General features: G+C 50.1%; 4 protein-coding genes and 1 pseudogene. All 5 read right to left on the reverse strand.

The window, feature by feature from the left end; all coding sequences use genetic code 11:
- Positions 1–19: 19 nt before the first annotated feature.
- Complete coding sequence (locus AADZ70_RS05215) at positions 20–1,162, reverse strand: acyl-CoA dehydrogenase family protein (protein ID WP_016935926.1); 1,143 nt, start codon at positions 1,160–1,162, stop codon at positions 20–22.
- A gap of 138 nt (positions 1,163–1,300) precedes the next feature.
- On the reverse strand, positions 1,301–2,839 hold the full coding sequence (locus tag AADZ70_RS05220; RefSeq protein ID WP_064778999.1) for a family 10 glycosylhydrolase: 1,539 nt from the start codon (positions 2,837–2,839) through the stop codon (positions 1,301–1,303).
- Between the two features lie 118 nt (positions 2,840–2,957).
- Entirely contained in the window at positions 2,958–3,338 is a 381-nt protein-coding gene (locus AADZ70_RS05225) for a DUF1360 domain-containing protein (RefSeq protein ID WP_045927036.1), read from the reverse strand.
- A gap of 72 nt (positions 3,339–3,410) precedes the next feature.
- Positions 3,411–7,214: an amino acid adenylation domain-containing protein gene (locus AADZ70_RS05230; RefSeq protein ID WP_342007830.1), complete on the reverse strand. Its 3,804-nt coding sequence runs from the start codon at positions 7,212–7,214 to the stop codon at positions 3,411–3,413.
- Positions 7,215–7,232: 18 nt separating this feature from the next.
- Positions 7,233–18,009: pseudogene (locus AADZ70_RS05235) on the reverse strand (amino acid adenylation domain-containing protein).
- Positions 18,010–18,032 lie beyond the last annotated feature (23 nt).

Raw genomic sequence — 18,032 nt, forward strand, 5'->3', positions numbered from 1 at the left:
TTTGGTAAACGTTTTCATTTCACTTCAATAGCTGTCTTGCAATGACCATTCTTTGAATTTCTGACGTTCCTTCGCCAATCTCCATCAGCTTTGCGTCACGAAGCATGCGTTCGACACCGCACTCCTTCATATAGCCGGAACCGCCGTGAATTTGGATGGCCTGAAGGCATGTTCTGACGGCCATTTCTGAAGCATAGAGCTTGGCGAATGCCGCTTCTTTCGTAAATGGCAGGTTTTGATCCTTCAGCCAGGCCGCTTTAAGCACCATTTGTCTGGCAAGGTCAATTTCCATCGCCATGTCAGCGAGCTTAAATTGGATGGCTTGAAATGACGATATCGGGCTTCCGAACTGCTTGCGTTCCTTCGCATATGACAGCGACGCCTCCAACGCTCCTTGAGCGATACCGACAGCCAGCGCCGCAATCGAAATCCGTCCGCCATCTAATGTATATAAAAATTGCTTGAAACCTTTTTCAGGATCACCGAGCAGGTTGTCGGCAGGCACCCTGACATCTTCCAGCACAAGTTCGGCAGTATCAGATCCTCTCACACCCATCTTGTCGTACGGACTTGTGATCGTAAAACCCGGTGTGTCTGTCGGGACGATAAGAGCTGAAATGATCGGTTTTCCGGCGGAGTTCTTTCCCGTAACGGCGGTGACAATGACCGTGCGGGCATAATTGGCGTTAGTGATCCAGCATTTCTCTCCGTTTATCACATAGTCAGCACCCATTTTCTCGGCTTTTGTCTGTGTTCCGCCGGCATCTGAACCGGCATTCGGCTCCGTCAATCCGAATGATCCGAGCGCTTTTCCGGAAGCTAGCGGAGTAAGGTGTTCTTGTTTTTGCTGTTCAGTACCGAAATAGTACAATGGGCTTGCACCGAGTGACACGGCTGCCGCGTAGCTCAGCCCCGTGCTTCCGCAGGCTTTTCCGATTTCTTCAACTGCCGCTGCATAGGAAATGGTATCACCGCCCGCTCCTCCGTATTCTTCCGGAAACGGAATTCCGAGAAGGCCGAGTTCGCCCATTTTTTTAAATGTGTCTATCGGAAAGACGGCTGATTGATCAACCTCATGGGCTTTCGGGGCAATTTCATTTTTGGCGAAATCTCTGACCATTTCGCGCACCATCTGCTGTTCTTTTGTCAGTTGAAAATTCATTAACCTTCCTCCTTCTGCTGCTTTCTACATTTTATTAATGGGGGTCTTTATTCATTCCATCCAAATAAAGTCTGAACATTCGGACTCATCCGCCGCAAAAAACTGACAGCGCGGCAACTGTCAGTTTGTTTAGACATGCTATTTAACCGTCCGTTTTGCGGAAGGACGGCTTTCATGGTGAAGCCTGTCAACGGAAGTAACGATATAGGTGCAGGCGCCTTTCGCCTGGATATCAGTATCTGAAAATGTCTGCGTCCGTGGTGCTGTTTTTCTGACTGTATCAACTAAATAAGGCTGCTTTCCCTTTTCTGCGCGGTAAATGGCGTAATAAGCCGTTTTTTTACCGTTGGATTTTGCATCTTCGATAAAGAGTGTATTGCCTGAAGCGTTCTTCTCCGCCCGTTTGACAGCCGGTTTTTTTAAAGCGGAATGTCCGAGCCAAGGCATCTCGGGTATTAATGCTGGCCGGCTGTACATGTCATTGATCAAGCGGTTTTTCACATCGAGCGGATTACGGTTCAGATCCTTTAAACTGAAATGCATGCTGCCTTTAATCCAAGCTGATTCCCTGTTAAGAGCAATCTGTCTTCCGTATTCCTCCGGATCGGCCCAAGGCGGATCAGCGTTGTTGTTGATTTTATAAGCTGCCTGCCCGATATATAAATGCACGGGACGATTTTTCACTTCATTGCCCCACCAATCCGCTAAGACGTCATATGCCGCCGCTTTAAAGCCGATACTCCAGTAAATCTGCGGTGCGATGTAATCAATATATCCTTTTTGGATCCATTCTCTCGTATCAGCGTATAAGTCATCGTAGTTCCGCACTCCGGCGGCCGTTTTGGAGCCTGTCGGGTCATCTGCGGCATTTCTCCATACGCCGAATGGGCTGATTCCGAATTTGACATAAGATTTTTCTCGTTTAATGGCCTGATTGATCTCTTTTACAAGCTGGTTGACGTTATCCCTGCGCCAGTCATCAACTGATGCAAAGTGAGCTTTTCCGTACCGTTCGTATGCCGCCTGATCGGGAAATTCCTTTCCGGCGATTTTATAAGGGTAAAAATAGTCATCCATATGAACCGCATCAATGTCATATCGGCTGACCACCTCTTTGATCCCATCCGTTATAAATTGCCGTACTTCGGGAATGCCCGGATTATAATACAGCTGATTTCCGTATGCGGCGACCCAGTCCGGATGAGAACGGGCGGGATGATCATCTGAAAGCGCATTCAAATTTGTGTGATTCATCGTGATCCGGTAAGGGTTGAACCAAGCGTGGAATTCAAGATTCCGTTTATGTGTCTCTTCAACTAAAAAAGCAAGCGGATCGTAGCCCGGATTTTTGCCTTGCGTTCCTGTCAAATACTCTGACCATGGACCGTAATCTGATGGATAAAAAGCATCAGCCGTCGGTTTAATTTGAACGATCACGGCGTTCATCCCCATTGCCTGAACGTCATCCAGCAGCTTGCTGTATTCTTTTTTTTGCTCATCGGGTGACAGCCCTTTTTTAGAGGGCCAGTCGATATTGGTGACAGACGCGATCCATACGGCTCTCATTTCCCTCTTCGCCTGAGTGCCGCCAGCTTTTGCTGGTGCTGAGACTGTAAAGATGCCTGCTGTCAGTAAAACGGCCAAAAACCATATGATGCTGGAACGGCAGCCTTTCATTTTTTTCCCCCTTTCAGCTTTACGGTATTCCGAAGCATTCCGGGCGGTGAATCAAAAAGCCTGCTTTATTCTTCTCAGCCTAAAAAAAAGAAAAAAGTCCTAAAGCGGTTGAAACGCTTCAGGACTTTTTATGTTTCATGGCGGCGAGCACGTCAATGACCTTCGTTCCGACGCCGACACAGGTTTCAAGAATGGCCTGCGCTCCGGCAATGGACAAAATGAAAATAACCGGATGTGCATAGCGGGGCCAGACCAAATAGCAGATGCCGATCAATATGGCGCACCAGACACCCGCACACCAATAACATTGCAGCATATAACCGAATGCGGAGGAAGGGACTTTTTTTTGGACGGCGCGCCCGTTTTGGTCGATGGTTTTTTCTTGCTTTAAAAAGGGTTTTCTTATGAATTCGGTAATCTTATCAAATACAATTAAATGGGTCAGCCGATAGCTGGCAAGGATGATCATTACATATGTAAGCCAAGATAGGTTCGTCATGACAAAGCCTCCAAAAACCTGGTTTGATTCCCCTATCTTGCCCTCTGTCATCCTGAACCATTCTGCCGGATGCTACATATTCCGTTCCAAGCGTCTGCCGCTGTTTGCAACGATGTCCAGTATGACCTCGGCATTTTTGGGTGCAAACTCGGGTTCAAACATATCTTTATGGGCTCCCTCGCCCTGATATTCCTGATAGAGTCCCGTTGTGGCGCCTTCCCATTTCTTCGGCTCAGGCTCAGCATTGTGCTCTTCCTTTATGCCGGCCTCAATAAAATGGAGGTTTGCCGCAATTTGGCCGTCATTTATCAGTTCCGCCCAGTACGTTTGATAGCGCTCTGTTTTTCTGATGACCGCTTCCCTGACGGCTTCCGGGACATTTTCGGCTGTTGCGTTTGTTGGCTGCGGCGGCAGCGCGTCAAGCTTTCTGTACGCGTCTGCGATAATGACGTCGCTGATTTCTAAGCCGCGCTTTTCCATTGCTTTTGCCGCCTCGAATGCCGTATTGCCGCCCGCTGAATATCCGAAGAGGATATAAGGCCCTTCCGGCTGGATTTCCAGCATTTTATCAATGTATTGTTCCATTCTGCTGTCTTCTTCAATAAAGTTAAAGCCGTACACAGCAGCCCGTCCATTTAATGCCGCCGCCAGATCTTTGAAGAAAATACCGAAACCTGAGATTGGCGGAAAACAGAAAAGGTTGCGGCCTTTCGGCTGATTCAATCTGCTGATATGCTGTTCGGCGGCTTCTGACAGTTTGCTGGAATACAGCTTTTCAGCCAATTGTTCAATTGTCGGATATTCAAATATCATTTCAATCGGGACATCCATCTGCTGTCTGGTCTTCAGCTGGTGAATGACTTGCAATGCTTTCAAAGAGTGCCCGCCAAGCTCAAAAAAGTCATCCTGTATGCCCAGCTCCCCGCAGCCGAGTATCGGCGACCAAATGTCGATCAGCTCACGCTCTACCCAGTTTCGCGGGGGAACGGCTTTTGATGACGTCTTTTTCCGTTCTGGCGCAGGGAGTCTGCGGCGGTCCACTTTGCCGTTTGCGGTAAGCGGCATACGGTCAAGCTTTACCACATACTGCGGAATCATATAGTCGGGAAGCGGCCTTGCCAATAGGGAGCGAATGGTTCTTTCTTCAACATGCGCGCCTGTATAATACGCACAAAGGATGGCTTCTTGTCCTTCGTCTGACACGATGACTGCCGCTTCCCTGATTCCCTCAATTTCAGTCAGCCGCGCTTCAATTTCGGCCGGCTCGATACGCTTTCCGCGAATCTTGAATTGACGGTCGATACGGCTGATGTATCCGATGCTTCCATCCGGCAGCCAATAAGCCAAGTCGCCTGTTTTGTAAATCTTTTCTTCAGGATGAATCGGGTGGCTGACAAATGCTTCACTTGTTAAGTCAGGCCTGTTTAAGTAGCCTTTGGCAACCCCGTCACCGCCGACACAAAGCTCACCGGGCACGCCGATCGGCGCAAGTCCGCCATTTTTCTCAATGATATACGCGGTTGAATTAGTGATCGGTTTTCCGATTGGGATCGGCTGAGAAAAATCATGCCTGATTTCATAAAAGGTGGAAAATGTCGTATTTTCCGTCGGTCCGTATATGTTATAAAGGCTGAGATTCGGACAGCGGTGTCTGACCTTATTGATGAGCGCCGGGGACAAAGCTTCTCCGCCGACATATAAGGTGTGCAATCCGGAAAACATCTTCGGATCCGCCTGGGCAAACTGGTTAAAGAGCGCCGTCGTCAAAAACAGAATCGTAATACGATTGGAACAAAGATAATGGCCGAACCTCTCAGGCGCAAGCATTGTTGTGCGGTCAACTACATGAAGGCACGCTCCGTTCAAAAGCGCTCCGAAGATTTCAAACGTCACTGCGTCAAAACCGATGGACCCTGTCAGAATGAGACGGTCCGTCGTGCCGGCCGACGTGTAATTGCTGTTTGACACGAGCGATACGACGTTGCGGTTGGAAATCATCACGCCCTTCGGTTTTCCTGTGGAACCGGATGTATACATAATATAGGCAAGATCATCAGGTGACGTAACGGTATTCAGTTTTCCCGCGTCAGCGGTTTGTTTCTCAGCGGCAGCCGGGATAGAGATGATGTGAGAAAAGTCAATATCAGTCTCAATCCCTGTTTGTACCGTTAACAGCTGTGCCCCGCTCTCAGTGAGCATATCGTCGATCCTGTCGGAAGGCAGATCTGCATCGAGCGGAAGGTACGTCCCTCCCGCTTTCAAAACAGCGAGAACAGCGATGATAAATTCCGGTGAGCGTTCGGCTAAAATCCCGGCAATTCCCTTTTGCGCCAAACCGTTTTCCAGCAGGGTGCGGGCGAATGCAGTTGACCGTTCATCAAGCTCCCGGTACGTCAACGTCAGCCCGCCGGCGTGAAGCGCCTGATGATCCGGGGTTTTCTCCGCCTGACGGCTGAATAGGCTGATGATGCTTTCGTCTCTTTCATAAGTTGTTTTCGTGTTATTAAATTCGCCGATGATTCTTGATTTTTCCTTTTGTCCGAGCATCGGAAGCCGGTCAGCAGGAACATCGGGATGAAAAGCGGCGCCGCGCAGCGCTTCTTCCAAGTGGCCTTTTACGCTCTCTATCCATACTTCGTCATAAACGTTCGCATTGTAGCTGAATTTGATGAGCAGCTCATCGCCGGGCGCTATAATGAGGTTAAAGTCGTAGCCCGATTGTTCCGACACGTTGACATTCCCGATTCTAAACGGCGCATCCGATTCCTTTTCCGCGTCTTTCATCTGCTGCTGAATCGGATAATTTTCAAACACGATAATATGGTCGATTAAATCCTGTTTCAGCTCAGTCTGAGATTGGATGTCGGCAAGCGGATGATAACTGAACGCCTCTGAATCAAGCATTTCTTTCTGGCAGCGGCCCAGCAGTTCTCTAAAGCTTTCATCACCCGTTTTAATGCGTACCGGGACAGTATTGATAAACAGTCCGATCATGCTTTCCACCCCGTCAATGACAGAAGGACGCCCTGATACGACGGCTCCGAACACGGCATCGTCCGTCCGGTTGTAGCGCTGCAGCATCAGGCCCCATACGGTCTGCATAAGAACTGCAAGTGTTGTTCCTTCTTCTTTGGCGGTCGTTTTCAGCTTGTCCGTCAGGCTTTGATCTAAAGAAAACAGCAGCTCTTTCTTGTGATAGCCTTTTTCCTGGGGCCGGGCCGATATTTTCGGCAGTCCTGATGGGGTCTCAAAGCCCGCTAAATATCCTTTCCAATACTCAGAAGCTGCGTCGTTGTCCTGATCGGTCAGCCATGTAATATAAGTGCTGTACGGCTTAGCGGGCTCCAAGGTGACGGGTGAGCCTGATTCAATCGCCCGGTATATATGCATAAATTCCTGAAGGACGATGCCGAGGCACCAGCCGTCCATGAGGATGTGATGATGGCTCCAGACGCATACATATTCTTCGTCAGCTGTTTTAAACAAAGAAACACGCATCAGCATATCCTTTTGCAAATCAAAGCCCTTTAAGCGGTCACGTTCCTTAAATCGCTGTATATAGCTGTTTTGTCCCGCTTCATCCAAATGTGTAAGATCTTCGCGGTGCAGCCGGAATTCCCGCTCACGAAGCACGACTTGGCGGGGGCCGTTCAGCTGAGCGACATGAGGTAAAAATACCGTTCTGAAAATATCGTGGCGGCTGATGACAGACTGTACGCTTTGCTCAAACAATTCCGGACGAAGCCGGCCTTTTATGGTGAAGACGGATTGCTCGATATATGCAGCCCCCTCCTTTTGCAGAAAGGAATGAAAAAGCATTCCTTCCTGCATTCGGCTGAGGGGATAAATATTTTGGATATTTTTCGTTTTGTCCATGTGTTCCTCCCGCTCGGTTTAGTGGAAGCTGAGTAAGTCGGCAATATCCTGCAATGCTTCCTCGGTCAGCTCCCGATCATCAAAGTCACTGACGGTTTTCTCCGTATCGGTTTTACTGAGGCAATGTTCCGACAGTTTCAGGAGAAAATACCGGCAGCTTTCGGACAGCCGTTCGATCGTATCCTGCCGGAAGCGTCCCGTTTCATAGGAAATGCTGACGGTCATCCGGCCTTTTGCCGCAATCGCGCTGATTTCAAGTGACTGCTCCCGTTTCCATGTATCCGTCACATCATCTCCGCTGCCCAAAGGAGAAAATTGAAACGCGTCAGGCTGTTCCGTTTCTGCCGGATTCCCGCCGGGCGCATCGAATTGTCCGAGATAGTTAAAGCTGATCTCCGGTGCTTTCCCGAAAGTCATCCCGGCAAGCTTCGGCGGTGTCAAATATTTAAGGACGCCGTATCCGTTCCCTTTATCCGGAATGCGCCGCAATGTGTCTTTGACGGTTTTCAATGTGCGAATTTCATATTCTTCAAGAGGTTCATAAGCTCCCGCCCGAAAAAGCACCGGATAAATGGAAGTGAACCACCCCACCGTTCTGCTGATGTCCGCACCGCCCTGCTCCGATTGGCGTCCGTGTCCTTCAAGGGCGATTTTCAAAGCGTGCCGCGGCGACCATTTCTGAACAGCGAGCACGGCGGAAGCCAAAAGCACATCTTGCGTATCCGTATTGTAGGCGCTGTGCACATCTTTCAACAGCGCATTTGTTTCACTTTCTGTCAATGTGAAAGATACCGTGTTCCGTTTTTCCGCAGGAGTTTGAGATCGTTCTGCCTGCTCGCAAGGGAGACTTTCTGTTTCATAGTGTTCTATCTCCCGCCAATACTCCGCCTGCTGAAGCAGCTGTCGACTTTCAGCATAATCCTTCAGCTGCTCCGTATATGATTTGAATGACATGGTTTTCGGCGGAAGATTGATTTCTTTTCCGGAGACGGCTTGCTCATAGGCAGAAGCCAAGTCTTCCAATAAAATCCGCCATGACATCCCGTCGACGGCGAGATGATGGACGGTAAGAAACAAGTAATCTTCTGCTTCAGAGCGGAACAGCCCCGCCTGTACAAGCGGCCCGTTCTCCAAATCCATGTTTCTCTGAAGCTCTGCGACGCGGCGTTTTATAAAACGTTCCTTTTCATCCTCATCGCCTGCTGCTTCCAAAATAGTCAGGCTGTAGAGCTGCTCATCTGGGAGGCCAGCCGGTCTGTTGAAGAGGAAAAGGCCTTTCTCTCCGTCTTTTTTGCACACAAGACGCAAGGCATCATGATGAACGGTAATGGCTTTTAACGTCTTCCTCAAAGCCTCTTCATCAATTGCATTTGTTCTCGTCAGCATAACGGACTGGTTAAAATGGTTTGCTTCCTTCATGTCCTGTGCGAAGAACCATTTTTGAACAGGTGACCACTTCACCTCTCCTTCTGCGGGAGCTTGGCTGACCGGCTGTCGCTCTGTTCTGACATAAGGCGCCAGTTCTTTAATTGTCGGCCGGCTGAAAATATCTTTTACAGCGATCTGTTTTCCTGTCTGGTGTAATCGGGCCGAGACTTGCAGGGCTTTGATGGAATCGCCGCCAAGCTCAAAAAATGATTGATCCGCTGCAATGTTTTCAGTTCCGAGCACGTCGCTCCAAATCGCGGCCAATTCCTTTTCAATGGCGCTGGAAGGTTCTGTAAACACCCCTCCCGTTTGCATTTTTTTCCGCGGCTCAGGAAGCGCGCGGCGGTCAAGCTTCCCGTTCGGTGTGACCGGCAGGGCCTCAAGTGTTTCAAAGAGCGCCGGCACCATGTAAGCGGGCATTTCATTTCTGAGCGCCTGCTTCACCGTTTCGCTTTCTGTTCCTTCTTCTGTCACGATATAAGCGCATAATTCCGTTTGGCCTGCTGATGCGGGCAGAGCAGTGACGGCGGCTTCTTTGACACCTTTTATGCCTGTTAAGGCGGCCTCAATTTCTTGCAGCTCCACCCGGTAGCCTCTGATTTTGACTTGCTCGTCCATTCGGCCGATATATTGCAGCGTGCCGTCCGGCAGCCATTTTGCCAGATCGCCCGTGCGGTACATGCGCCGGCTCTTCCGGAACGGGTCTTGGACAAAGGCTTGAGCCGTTTGCTGAGGAAGATTGCGGTACCCTCTTGCAAGGCCGGAACCTGAGATGCAAAGTTCCCCTGTTACACCGATCGGCTGCAGATGGTCCCCGTTTAAAATATAAACGTGTGAATGATCAATCGGCCGGCCGATCGTAATCTCCTCATTTTGTTCTATATGTCTTGCCGCTGCAGTGGCGACGCTGTTTTCCGTCGGACCGTACTCGTTGGCAAGTTCCGTGTGAGGACAAACCGATAAACTACGGCTGATAATATTTTGATCGACCGCTTCTCCCGCTAATGTGACAATCCGGAGAGACTCGGCATCTCCCGGCTCCAGTACGTCAAGCAGTGTACGGTACAGCACGGGAACAATAATCATGTGAGTAATGCGACAATAAGCGAGATAGTGTTTAATGGCCAGAATATCTTTCGCTTCGTCTTCAGCTAAAACCGCCACTTTCGCGCCGGAAATCAGCGGTGTGAACATACTGGTTACAAATCCGTCAAAGGAAAATGAAAAGAGCTGAAGAACCGTATCTTTCTCATTCAGATTATAAAATCCGCTCCGCCATTGAAGGGTCTGGCTGACGGATCGATGTTCGACCATAACCCCTTTCGGCCTGCCTGTCGTCCCTGACGTATAGATGATGTAAGCCAAATCCTCCGGCGCCGACAGTGACTGAACCGGTGAAGCGTCCTGTTCCTGTATATCTTCCAATGCGAGTACTTCACCTTTAAAACGATCAGGCACTTGATCTATCGCGCCCCGTACGGTAAGAAGAATCGCTGCGCCGCTGTCTGAGGTGATATATTGCTTACGTTCCTCCGGATATTCAGGATCTATCGGGACGTAGGCGCCTCCGGCTTTCCAAACTCCGAAGACTGCCGCTATTTGTTCCGGCGATCTTGGTATCACAATGCCGACGGCTGCATCAGGTCCGATCTGCCGTTTTTGCAGAGCTCTGGCGATTTTATTCGACCATTCATCTAAATCTTTATATGTGACCAATGTTTCCCCGCTGATAAGGGCCGCAGCATCAGGTGTTTTTTGTGCCTGGGTCATGAACAGTTCATGAACTGTTTTTTCCGGCAGCTGTTTATCCGTCATGCCGTTAAAATCCGCAAGAATCCGGTTTCGTTCCGGTGCTGTCAGCATATTGATCTCCCGTAAGGAGGATTCCGGTTCACGGACAATGTGTTCAAGCATCGTTAAAAAGTGGGAAGCCCAGCGTTCCATCGTTTCTTTTCGGAATAAAGCCGCGGCATATTCAAACAGAAAATGAATCTGTCCCCCCGCCTTCAGAAGCCTGCAAAGTGAAATCAAATTTGGAAACCGGACGGGACATGTCCGCAGGCTGAATATGCAAACCGTCCAGAAGCAATTCCTCATGCTCCATATTTTGTACGACAAGCATAGCATCAAACAGTGGATTGCGGCTCATGTCCCGCTGCACGCCGAGCCGTTCCACAAGCTCTTCAAACGGATAGTCCTGATGCTCATACGCCTCAAGTGCGGCCTGACGGACTTCCGCCAAATAATCGGTAAACCGTTTGTCCCCCTTCGGCTCCGTTCTGATGGCGAGTGTATTGACGAACATTCCCAGAATCGGTTCAAGGTCTTTGTGCGGGCGCCCGGCAATCGGCGAGCCGACGATGATATCTTCCTGTCCGCTCAACCGCGCGAGCAGCGTATTGTACGCGGCGAGAAGCACCATATACAAAGTGGAGCCGTGATCGCGGGCGATGCGGTGAAGGCCGGATGCCGTTTCAGCGTCAAGCGTGCACGAGACGTTCCCGCCCGCAAAGCTTCTGACAGCCGGACGAGGCTTGTCAGCCGGAAGCTCAAGCACCGGAAGCTCACCTTCCAGCCGCTTCAGCCAATACGCTTCCTGCTTCTGATATCCTTCCTTCTCCTGAAACGACCGCTGCCAGACGGCATAGTCTTTATATTGAAGGCGCATCGGCGCAAGCGAGCGGCCTGCATACAGCTCGCCGAATTCTTTAATCAAGGTGTTGACGGACACACCGTCGGAAATAATGTGATGCATATCCGTTAATAAAAGATGGCGTTCGTCCGATTCTTTCACGAGAGCCGCGTGGAAGAGCGGCGCTTCATTCAGACAAAACGGCCGGACAAATGCGTCTGCTGACTTAGCCTCATCCAGCTGAAACGGCACGCTGTCATGGATGCGCTGCACCGGTTCGCCGTCAGGCCCCGTTTCAAAGGACGTTCTGAGCGACTCGTGCCGCTCCACAAGCTGCCGGAACGTCTCCTCCAGCCGGCCGCGGTCAAGCGGGCCCGTCAGTTCCAGCACTGCCGGCATATTGTAGCCGATACCGCCGTCTTCAAGCTGCTGGAGCACATACATCCGTTTCTGCGCTGAAGACACCGGATAAGTGTCCTGTGTTTTCGCCGGCTGAATCGCTTCATACGGGCTCTCTTCGAGGTCCTGAATGACCTTAGCGAGCTCTTCCACCGTCGGCCGGGCGAAGATGTCCTGTAACGGCACCTGAACGCCGAACTCCTTGGCGATGCGGGAGACGAGAGCCGTCGCTTTTAACGAATGGCCGCCCCGCTCAAAAAAGTGATCCCGGATGCCGACGGGGCCGTTTTTCAGCACTTCTTCCCAAAGGGCGCAAAGCTTCATTTCCGTAACGTTCCGCGGGGCGGTGTACGCCTGTCTGCCTGCCGCTCCGTCAGGAGCCGGCAGCGCGCGGCGGTCAAGCTTTCCGCTCGGTGTGACCGGCCACTCGCTCATCTCTATAAGCTGAGCCGGCATCATGTAGGCCGGAAGGCGTGTCGCAAGCTCCGTCCGCACGTCATCGCTTTCCCGTCCTTCGATATAGGCGTAAAGCGCGGTCTCGCCGTGTTCGGTCCGGGCAGTGACCGCCGCCTCACGAATGCCGTCAATGCGCCGGATCGCCGCTTCGATTTCTCCCGGTTCAATCCGGTAGCCGCGGACTTTCACCTGTCCGTCTGACCGGCCGAGCCATTCGACTAGCCCGTCTTCTGTCCAGCGTGCGATATCGCCCGTCTGATACATGCGCTCTCCCGGATAAAACGGATCATCGAGAAAACGCTCTGCCGTCAGTTCAGGCCGGTTCAAATAGCCCCGGGCCACCCCTGCCCCCGCGATGTAAAGCTCTCCGATACATCCCGGCGGGAGAAGCCGTTTCTTTTGATTTAAAACATACAGCCGCATGTTATGTCCTGGAATGCCGATCGGAACATTGTGAAATTCACTTCCTCGGCGTAAATCAAAGTACGAGGCTTCCACAGTCGCTTCTGTCGGTCCGTAGGAATTTGTCAATTCCGTTTTCGGCAGAAGGTCATAAAAACGGGAAACCAGGTGCGGGCCCAATTGTTCGCCGCCGGCAAAAACCCTTTTTAAGCTGGTCTTTTTGACGGACTGTTTTCTGGAATTTATATATTCCAAGAAAGCATGAAGCATAGAAGGCACAAAATGGGCCGCCGTTAAGCGGTTATTCTCCAGTGCGTTCAGTATTATTTCAGGGTCTTTCTCGCCGCCTTGCGGAAGAAGGAAAACAGAAGCTCCCGCGATCGGCCACCAAAACAGCTCCCAAATCGAAGCATCGAAAGAGTATGATGTTTTATGCAAAATGATGTCAGAATCACTTAATCCATAACGCGTTTGCAGCGAGTATAAAAAGTTTACGGCTGACTGATGTTCAACCTGCACGCCTTTTGGGCGTCCGGTAGAACCGGATGTGTAGATAATATAAGCCAATGAATCGGGTTTTACGGGAACATTCGGGTTGGCCGCGGCTTCCGGGTTTCCTGTTTGCCCGCTTTTCAGCGATATGATCTCTCCATCAAAAAGATCTGCGGCCGAAAGTTCCGGTTCTGCAAGTAAAAACCTTACGCCGCTGTCTTTCAGTAAAAAGCGAATCCGCTCTTTCGGGTAATCCGGATCAATCGGCAGATATGCACCGCCTGCTTTTAAGATGGCGTAAATGCCGATCAGCATGTCAGGAGAACGCCGGCCCATGATGGCGGTTTTATCCTCCAGCCTTATCCCCCGCTTTATCAGCTGGTGCGCAAGCTCATTTGCCCTTTCGTTCAGCTCTTGATACGTAATCGAAATGTCGTCAGTTAAAATTGCCGGACGGTCCGGCGTTTTCTCCGCCCGCTGTTCCAGCAGAGCATGAAGAGGCTGCTCAAGCGGAAACGCTGTTTTCTGCAAGGGGCTGAAATCGTGAAGCAGGGACATTTCTTCTTTTTCTGATAAGACGGAAATATCGTCTAATTCCAATCCCGGATCAGCAGCGGCGTTTTCGGCAAGTGTCGCAAAAAATCCCGCCCATTTTTGAATCGTTTTTCTCTCAAACAAATCGGTACTGTATTCAAACTGGCAGTACAATTCACCAGCATTTTCCGAGATGTACAGTGACATATCAAATTTAGAAATCGGCAGGCTGATGTCTGCCGGCTGCAGTTCAAGCCCGTCTGCCCTAAGCTTTTGCTGTTCCATGTTCTGCAGCGCAAATGTTGTATCGAACAGCGGATTTCGGGACATATCCCGCGGCACACCGAGCTTATCGACGAGTTCCTCCAACGGATAATCCTGATGTTCGTAGGCCTCAAGCGCTGTTTGACGAATCTCCTGTAAATAATCTTTAAATGTCTTGCTTCCTGCGGGGCGCGTCCTGACTGCAAGCGTATTGACAAACATGCCCAGAACGCTATCAAGATCGGCATGAGGCCTTCCCGCAATCGGAGACCCGACAATCATATCTTCCTGTCCGCTTAAACGGGCTAACAGAACGGTGTACACACCGAGCAGTGTCATATAAAGTGTGCATTTGTTTTCTTTCGCCAGCTTTTTCAACTGTGCCGTATGTTTTTCGCTGATGACAAATGACACCCGGTCACCGGAAAAGCTCCGCACCGGCGGACGCGGCTTATCAGCCGGCAATTCAAGTACGGGAAGCACCCCGGCAAGACGGTTCAGCCAGTACTCCTCTTGTTTTTTGTATGCGGCGCCGGCCATGAATGATTGCTGCCAAACGGCATAATCTTTGTATTGAATCCGTAACGGAGGCAGACTTCTCCCAGCATACAGTTCACTGAATTCACGTATCAAAAGGTTGACGGATACGCCGTCTGAAATAATATGATGCATGTCAGCTAAAAGCAGGTGCCGGTCTTTTTCAATTTGGACAAATCCGGCCCGGAAAAGAGGCGCTTTGCCGAGGTCAAACGGCCGGATAAACGCTTCAGCTGATTGTTCTTGTGTAAATGTAAAGGGCACCTCGTCATGAATCCTCTGCACCGGCCGGCCGTCTTTTTCTTCAAAGGACGTTCTTAGCGGTTCATGCCGCCGGATCAGTTCCTTGAACACGGCTTCTATCCTGTTTGGGTCAAACGGCCCCTTCACATCTAAAACGGCTGGAATGTTATAGCTGACTCCTCCATTTTCAAGCTGGTGAAGGACGTACATCCGTTTTTGGGCGGATGAGACAGGATAGGTTTCTTTCGTTTCTGTTTTTTCTATAGATGCGAACGGATTCTCTTCTGCTTCGCTGATGATATTGGCGAGTTCTTCTACGGTCGGATGGCTGAAGACATCGCTCAGCGGAATTTGCACGCTGCACTCTTTGGCTATTTTTGCCACGAGCGCCGTCGCCTTTAATGAATGGCCGCCAAGCTCGAAAAAGTGATCGTGAACACCGATCGGGCCGCTCTGAAGCACTTCTTCCCATATCCGGGTCAGTTTCAGCTCCGTCACATTCCGGGGAGCCGTGTATTGACGGCCTGCGGCGTACCCCGAAGCTTCCGGAAGGGCACGCTGGTCGACTTTTCCGTTTGCAGTGAGCGGAATCGCGTCAACAAAAGCCCATTTAACCGGAATCATATAATCAGGCAGCTCTTTCGCCAAATCGCTCCGCAGCTGAGAAGGATCAGTTGCTTGTGAGACGCTGCAGTAGGCGCATAATTCATTTTCGCCCGACTCATTCGTTTGAATCAGCACGGCAGCTTCTTTCACGGCATGATGATTTGCCAGAACGGTTTCAATTTCTTTCGGTTCAATCCGATACCCTCTGATCTTCACTTGATCATCTGTCCGGCCGATGTATTCAATTTGGCCGTCCGCACGCAGTCTTGCCAAATCTCCGGTCCGGTACATGACGGCACCCTTTCTGAACGGATCCGGCAAAAATTTCTCTTCGGTCAGCGCCGGATTGTTCACATAGCCTCTTCCTGTATTCGCTCCGGAAATATACAATTCTCCAGCAATTCCGAGAGGCTGAAGCTGTCTGTTTTTGCTGAAAATATACATCTTGTTATGATGGATCGGTTTCCCGATCGGCGGATGTTCAGGTATGTCATCTCCCGGAGAAATCGTATACGTTGAAACCACATGGGTTTCTGACGGCCCGTAATGATTATGCAAATGCATACCGTGTAAACGGAGCGTCTGCCTGAACAACCGCGAGACGGTCAGCTGCTCTCCGGCCGTAATGACATGCTTCACACAGCGGGGAAAAGACTGTGCATAATCGTCTTCATTGAAAAGCATTTTGACAAAGGCAGTCGGGAAAAATACCACTTCCGCTTTATGCTGATCGATAAACGAATACAGCTGAGAAACATCTCGTTTGATTGATTCCGGCACGATACAAAGAGTGCCGCCGCTCAAGAGTACTGAAAATAACTCCTGGTAGCAGACGTCAAATGCCACAGATGCGTACTGCAGCACATTTGTGCAAAAATCAATGTCTGTGTTCGTCAATTGGTCAGAAAGCAGGTTGGCCATATTTTTATGTTCGAGCAGCACACCCTTCGGTTTCCCTGTCGTTCCGGATGTATAAATCATATAAAGCAGATCGTCCGCTGTATTAATGGATTGCACATTGCTTCCGTCCGCTTCTGTCCCGGCTTCTTCTATGTATGTAACTTGCAGCGTTTGTTCCGAGGGAACTGTCTGATGCCGCTCTGTTACAACATGGACGCAGCCGCTGTTTTCAATGATATAGCGGATACGCTCCTTTGGACTGCCGGGATCTATCGGGACAAAGGCGCCGCCCGCTTTTAAAATACCGAGAACGGCCGCCGCTAAAGAAGAGGAACGGCCGAGCATGACGCCTACCGGCTCCCCCCGCTTTAACCCGCGTTTTTGCAGAAGGCGGGCCAGCTTATTAGCCGATTCGTTCAGCTCTTTGTACGTCACTGACTCGCCTTCATACTTGATCGCGATTTGATCCGGCGTTTGTGCGGCCTGCCGTTCAAACATCGCATGAATTGTGTCATATTCAGGCTTTTCGGTTTCTTCAGAAATTGGAGCAAGCAGCTGCTCTTTTTCCTCAGGAGTTATGATTACAAGGTTATCCGGCGTGATATCAGGTTTGTCGAGAATCTGGGAAACAATATGTGTCAAATGACCTTTGATATTTTCGATAAATTGGCGGTCATACACGCTTGAATCGTATCTCATTTTCAAATGAATCTCGTCACCCGGCGCCACCATAAGATAAAAACTGTAATTGGTTTCGTCTTCCATGCTGAAATCATGGATGTGGAAAAGATCTTTCGTATCCCCCTCGCTGTTCAGCACGTCAAGCTCCTGTTCAACCGGATAATTCTCAAAGACGAGAATATGGTCAATTAAGCCTTGTTTTACTTGTGAATTCGCTTGTATGTCATAAAGCGGATGGTAGCTGTACGCCTGCCCTTTCAAAACGTCCTTTTGCACGTTTTTGATCAGTTTTTGAAACGGGATGTCCGCTCCGCTGATCCGGACAGGGACGGTGTTAATGAACAGGCCGATCATTCGCTCGATGCCTTCAATTTCAGACGGCCTTCCTGAGATGACAGAACCAAAAACCGCATCCTCTGTCTGATTGTACGCCTGGAGCAAAATGCCCCAGAGCGTGTGGAAAATGGTGCTCAGTGTGACCTCTTCTTTCACGGCCAGCTCTTTCAGCTTGGCTGTGTCTCCTTTTGAAAAGGAAAACGTCACTTCCTCCTGTCTGCTGCCGCCGGCTTTTTTCTGTTTCGGCAGAACAGTCTGCTGCTCAAAGCCTTCAAGGTATCGCTCCCAGTACGAAGCGGCTTTTTCTTTATCTTGCTCCATCAGCCACTTGATATAGGTCCTGTACGGCACAGCGGGCTCAAGCGTTAACGGTGTTTGGCGGAGCCGCGAGGCGTATATCTGGAAGAACTCTTTCAGCACGATTCCGAGACACCAGCCATCCATAATGATGTGATGGAAACTCCATATGCATGTGTATTCACGTTCTCCGGTTTGCAGCAGCGTCACCCGCATCAGCATGTCCTTTTGCAGATGAAATCCTTTCTCACGGTCTCTTCGTTTGGCTTCTTCGATATATTTTGTTTGATCAGCCTTATTTAAATTGGTGAGGTTTTCTTCAATGATGCTGACGTTCCGCTCTTTTAATACGACCTGCTGCGGAACGGACACGTTCTGGCTGATAAAGATCGTTCTGAAAATATCATGTCTTTCGAAAAGAACATGGACGCTCTCTTCAAACACGCGGGTATCAACCTTCCCCGTGATTGAAAAGGAGGCCTGTTCGGCGTAAGCCTGTGATTCCTTTTGCAGGAGGGAATGAAAAAGCATTCCTTCCTGCATATAAGACAGCGGATAAATATCCTGAATTGCATTCTTTTTTGTCATGTTATGATCTCCCCGTCGCCTTT

The organism is Bacillus sp. YBsi01 (genome assembly GCF_038406745.1).
GTDB lineage: Bacteria > Bacillota > Bacilli > Bacillales > Bacillaceae > Bacillus > Bacillus siamensis.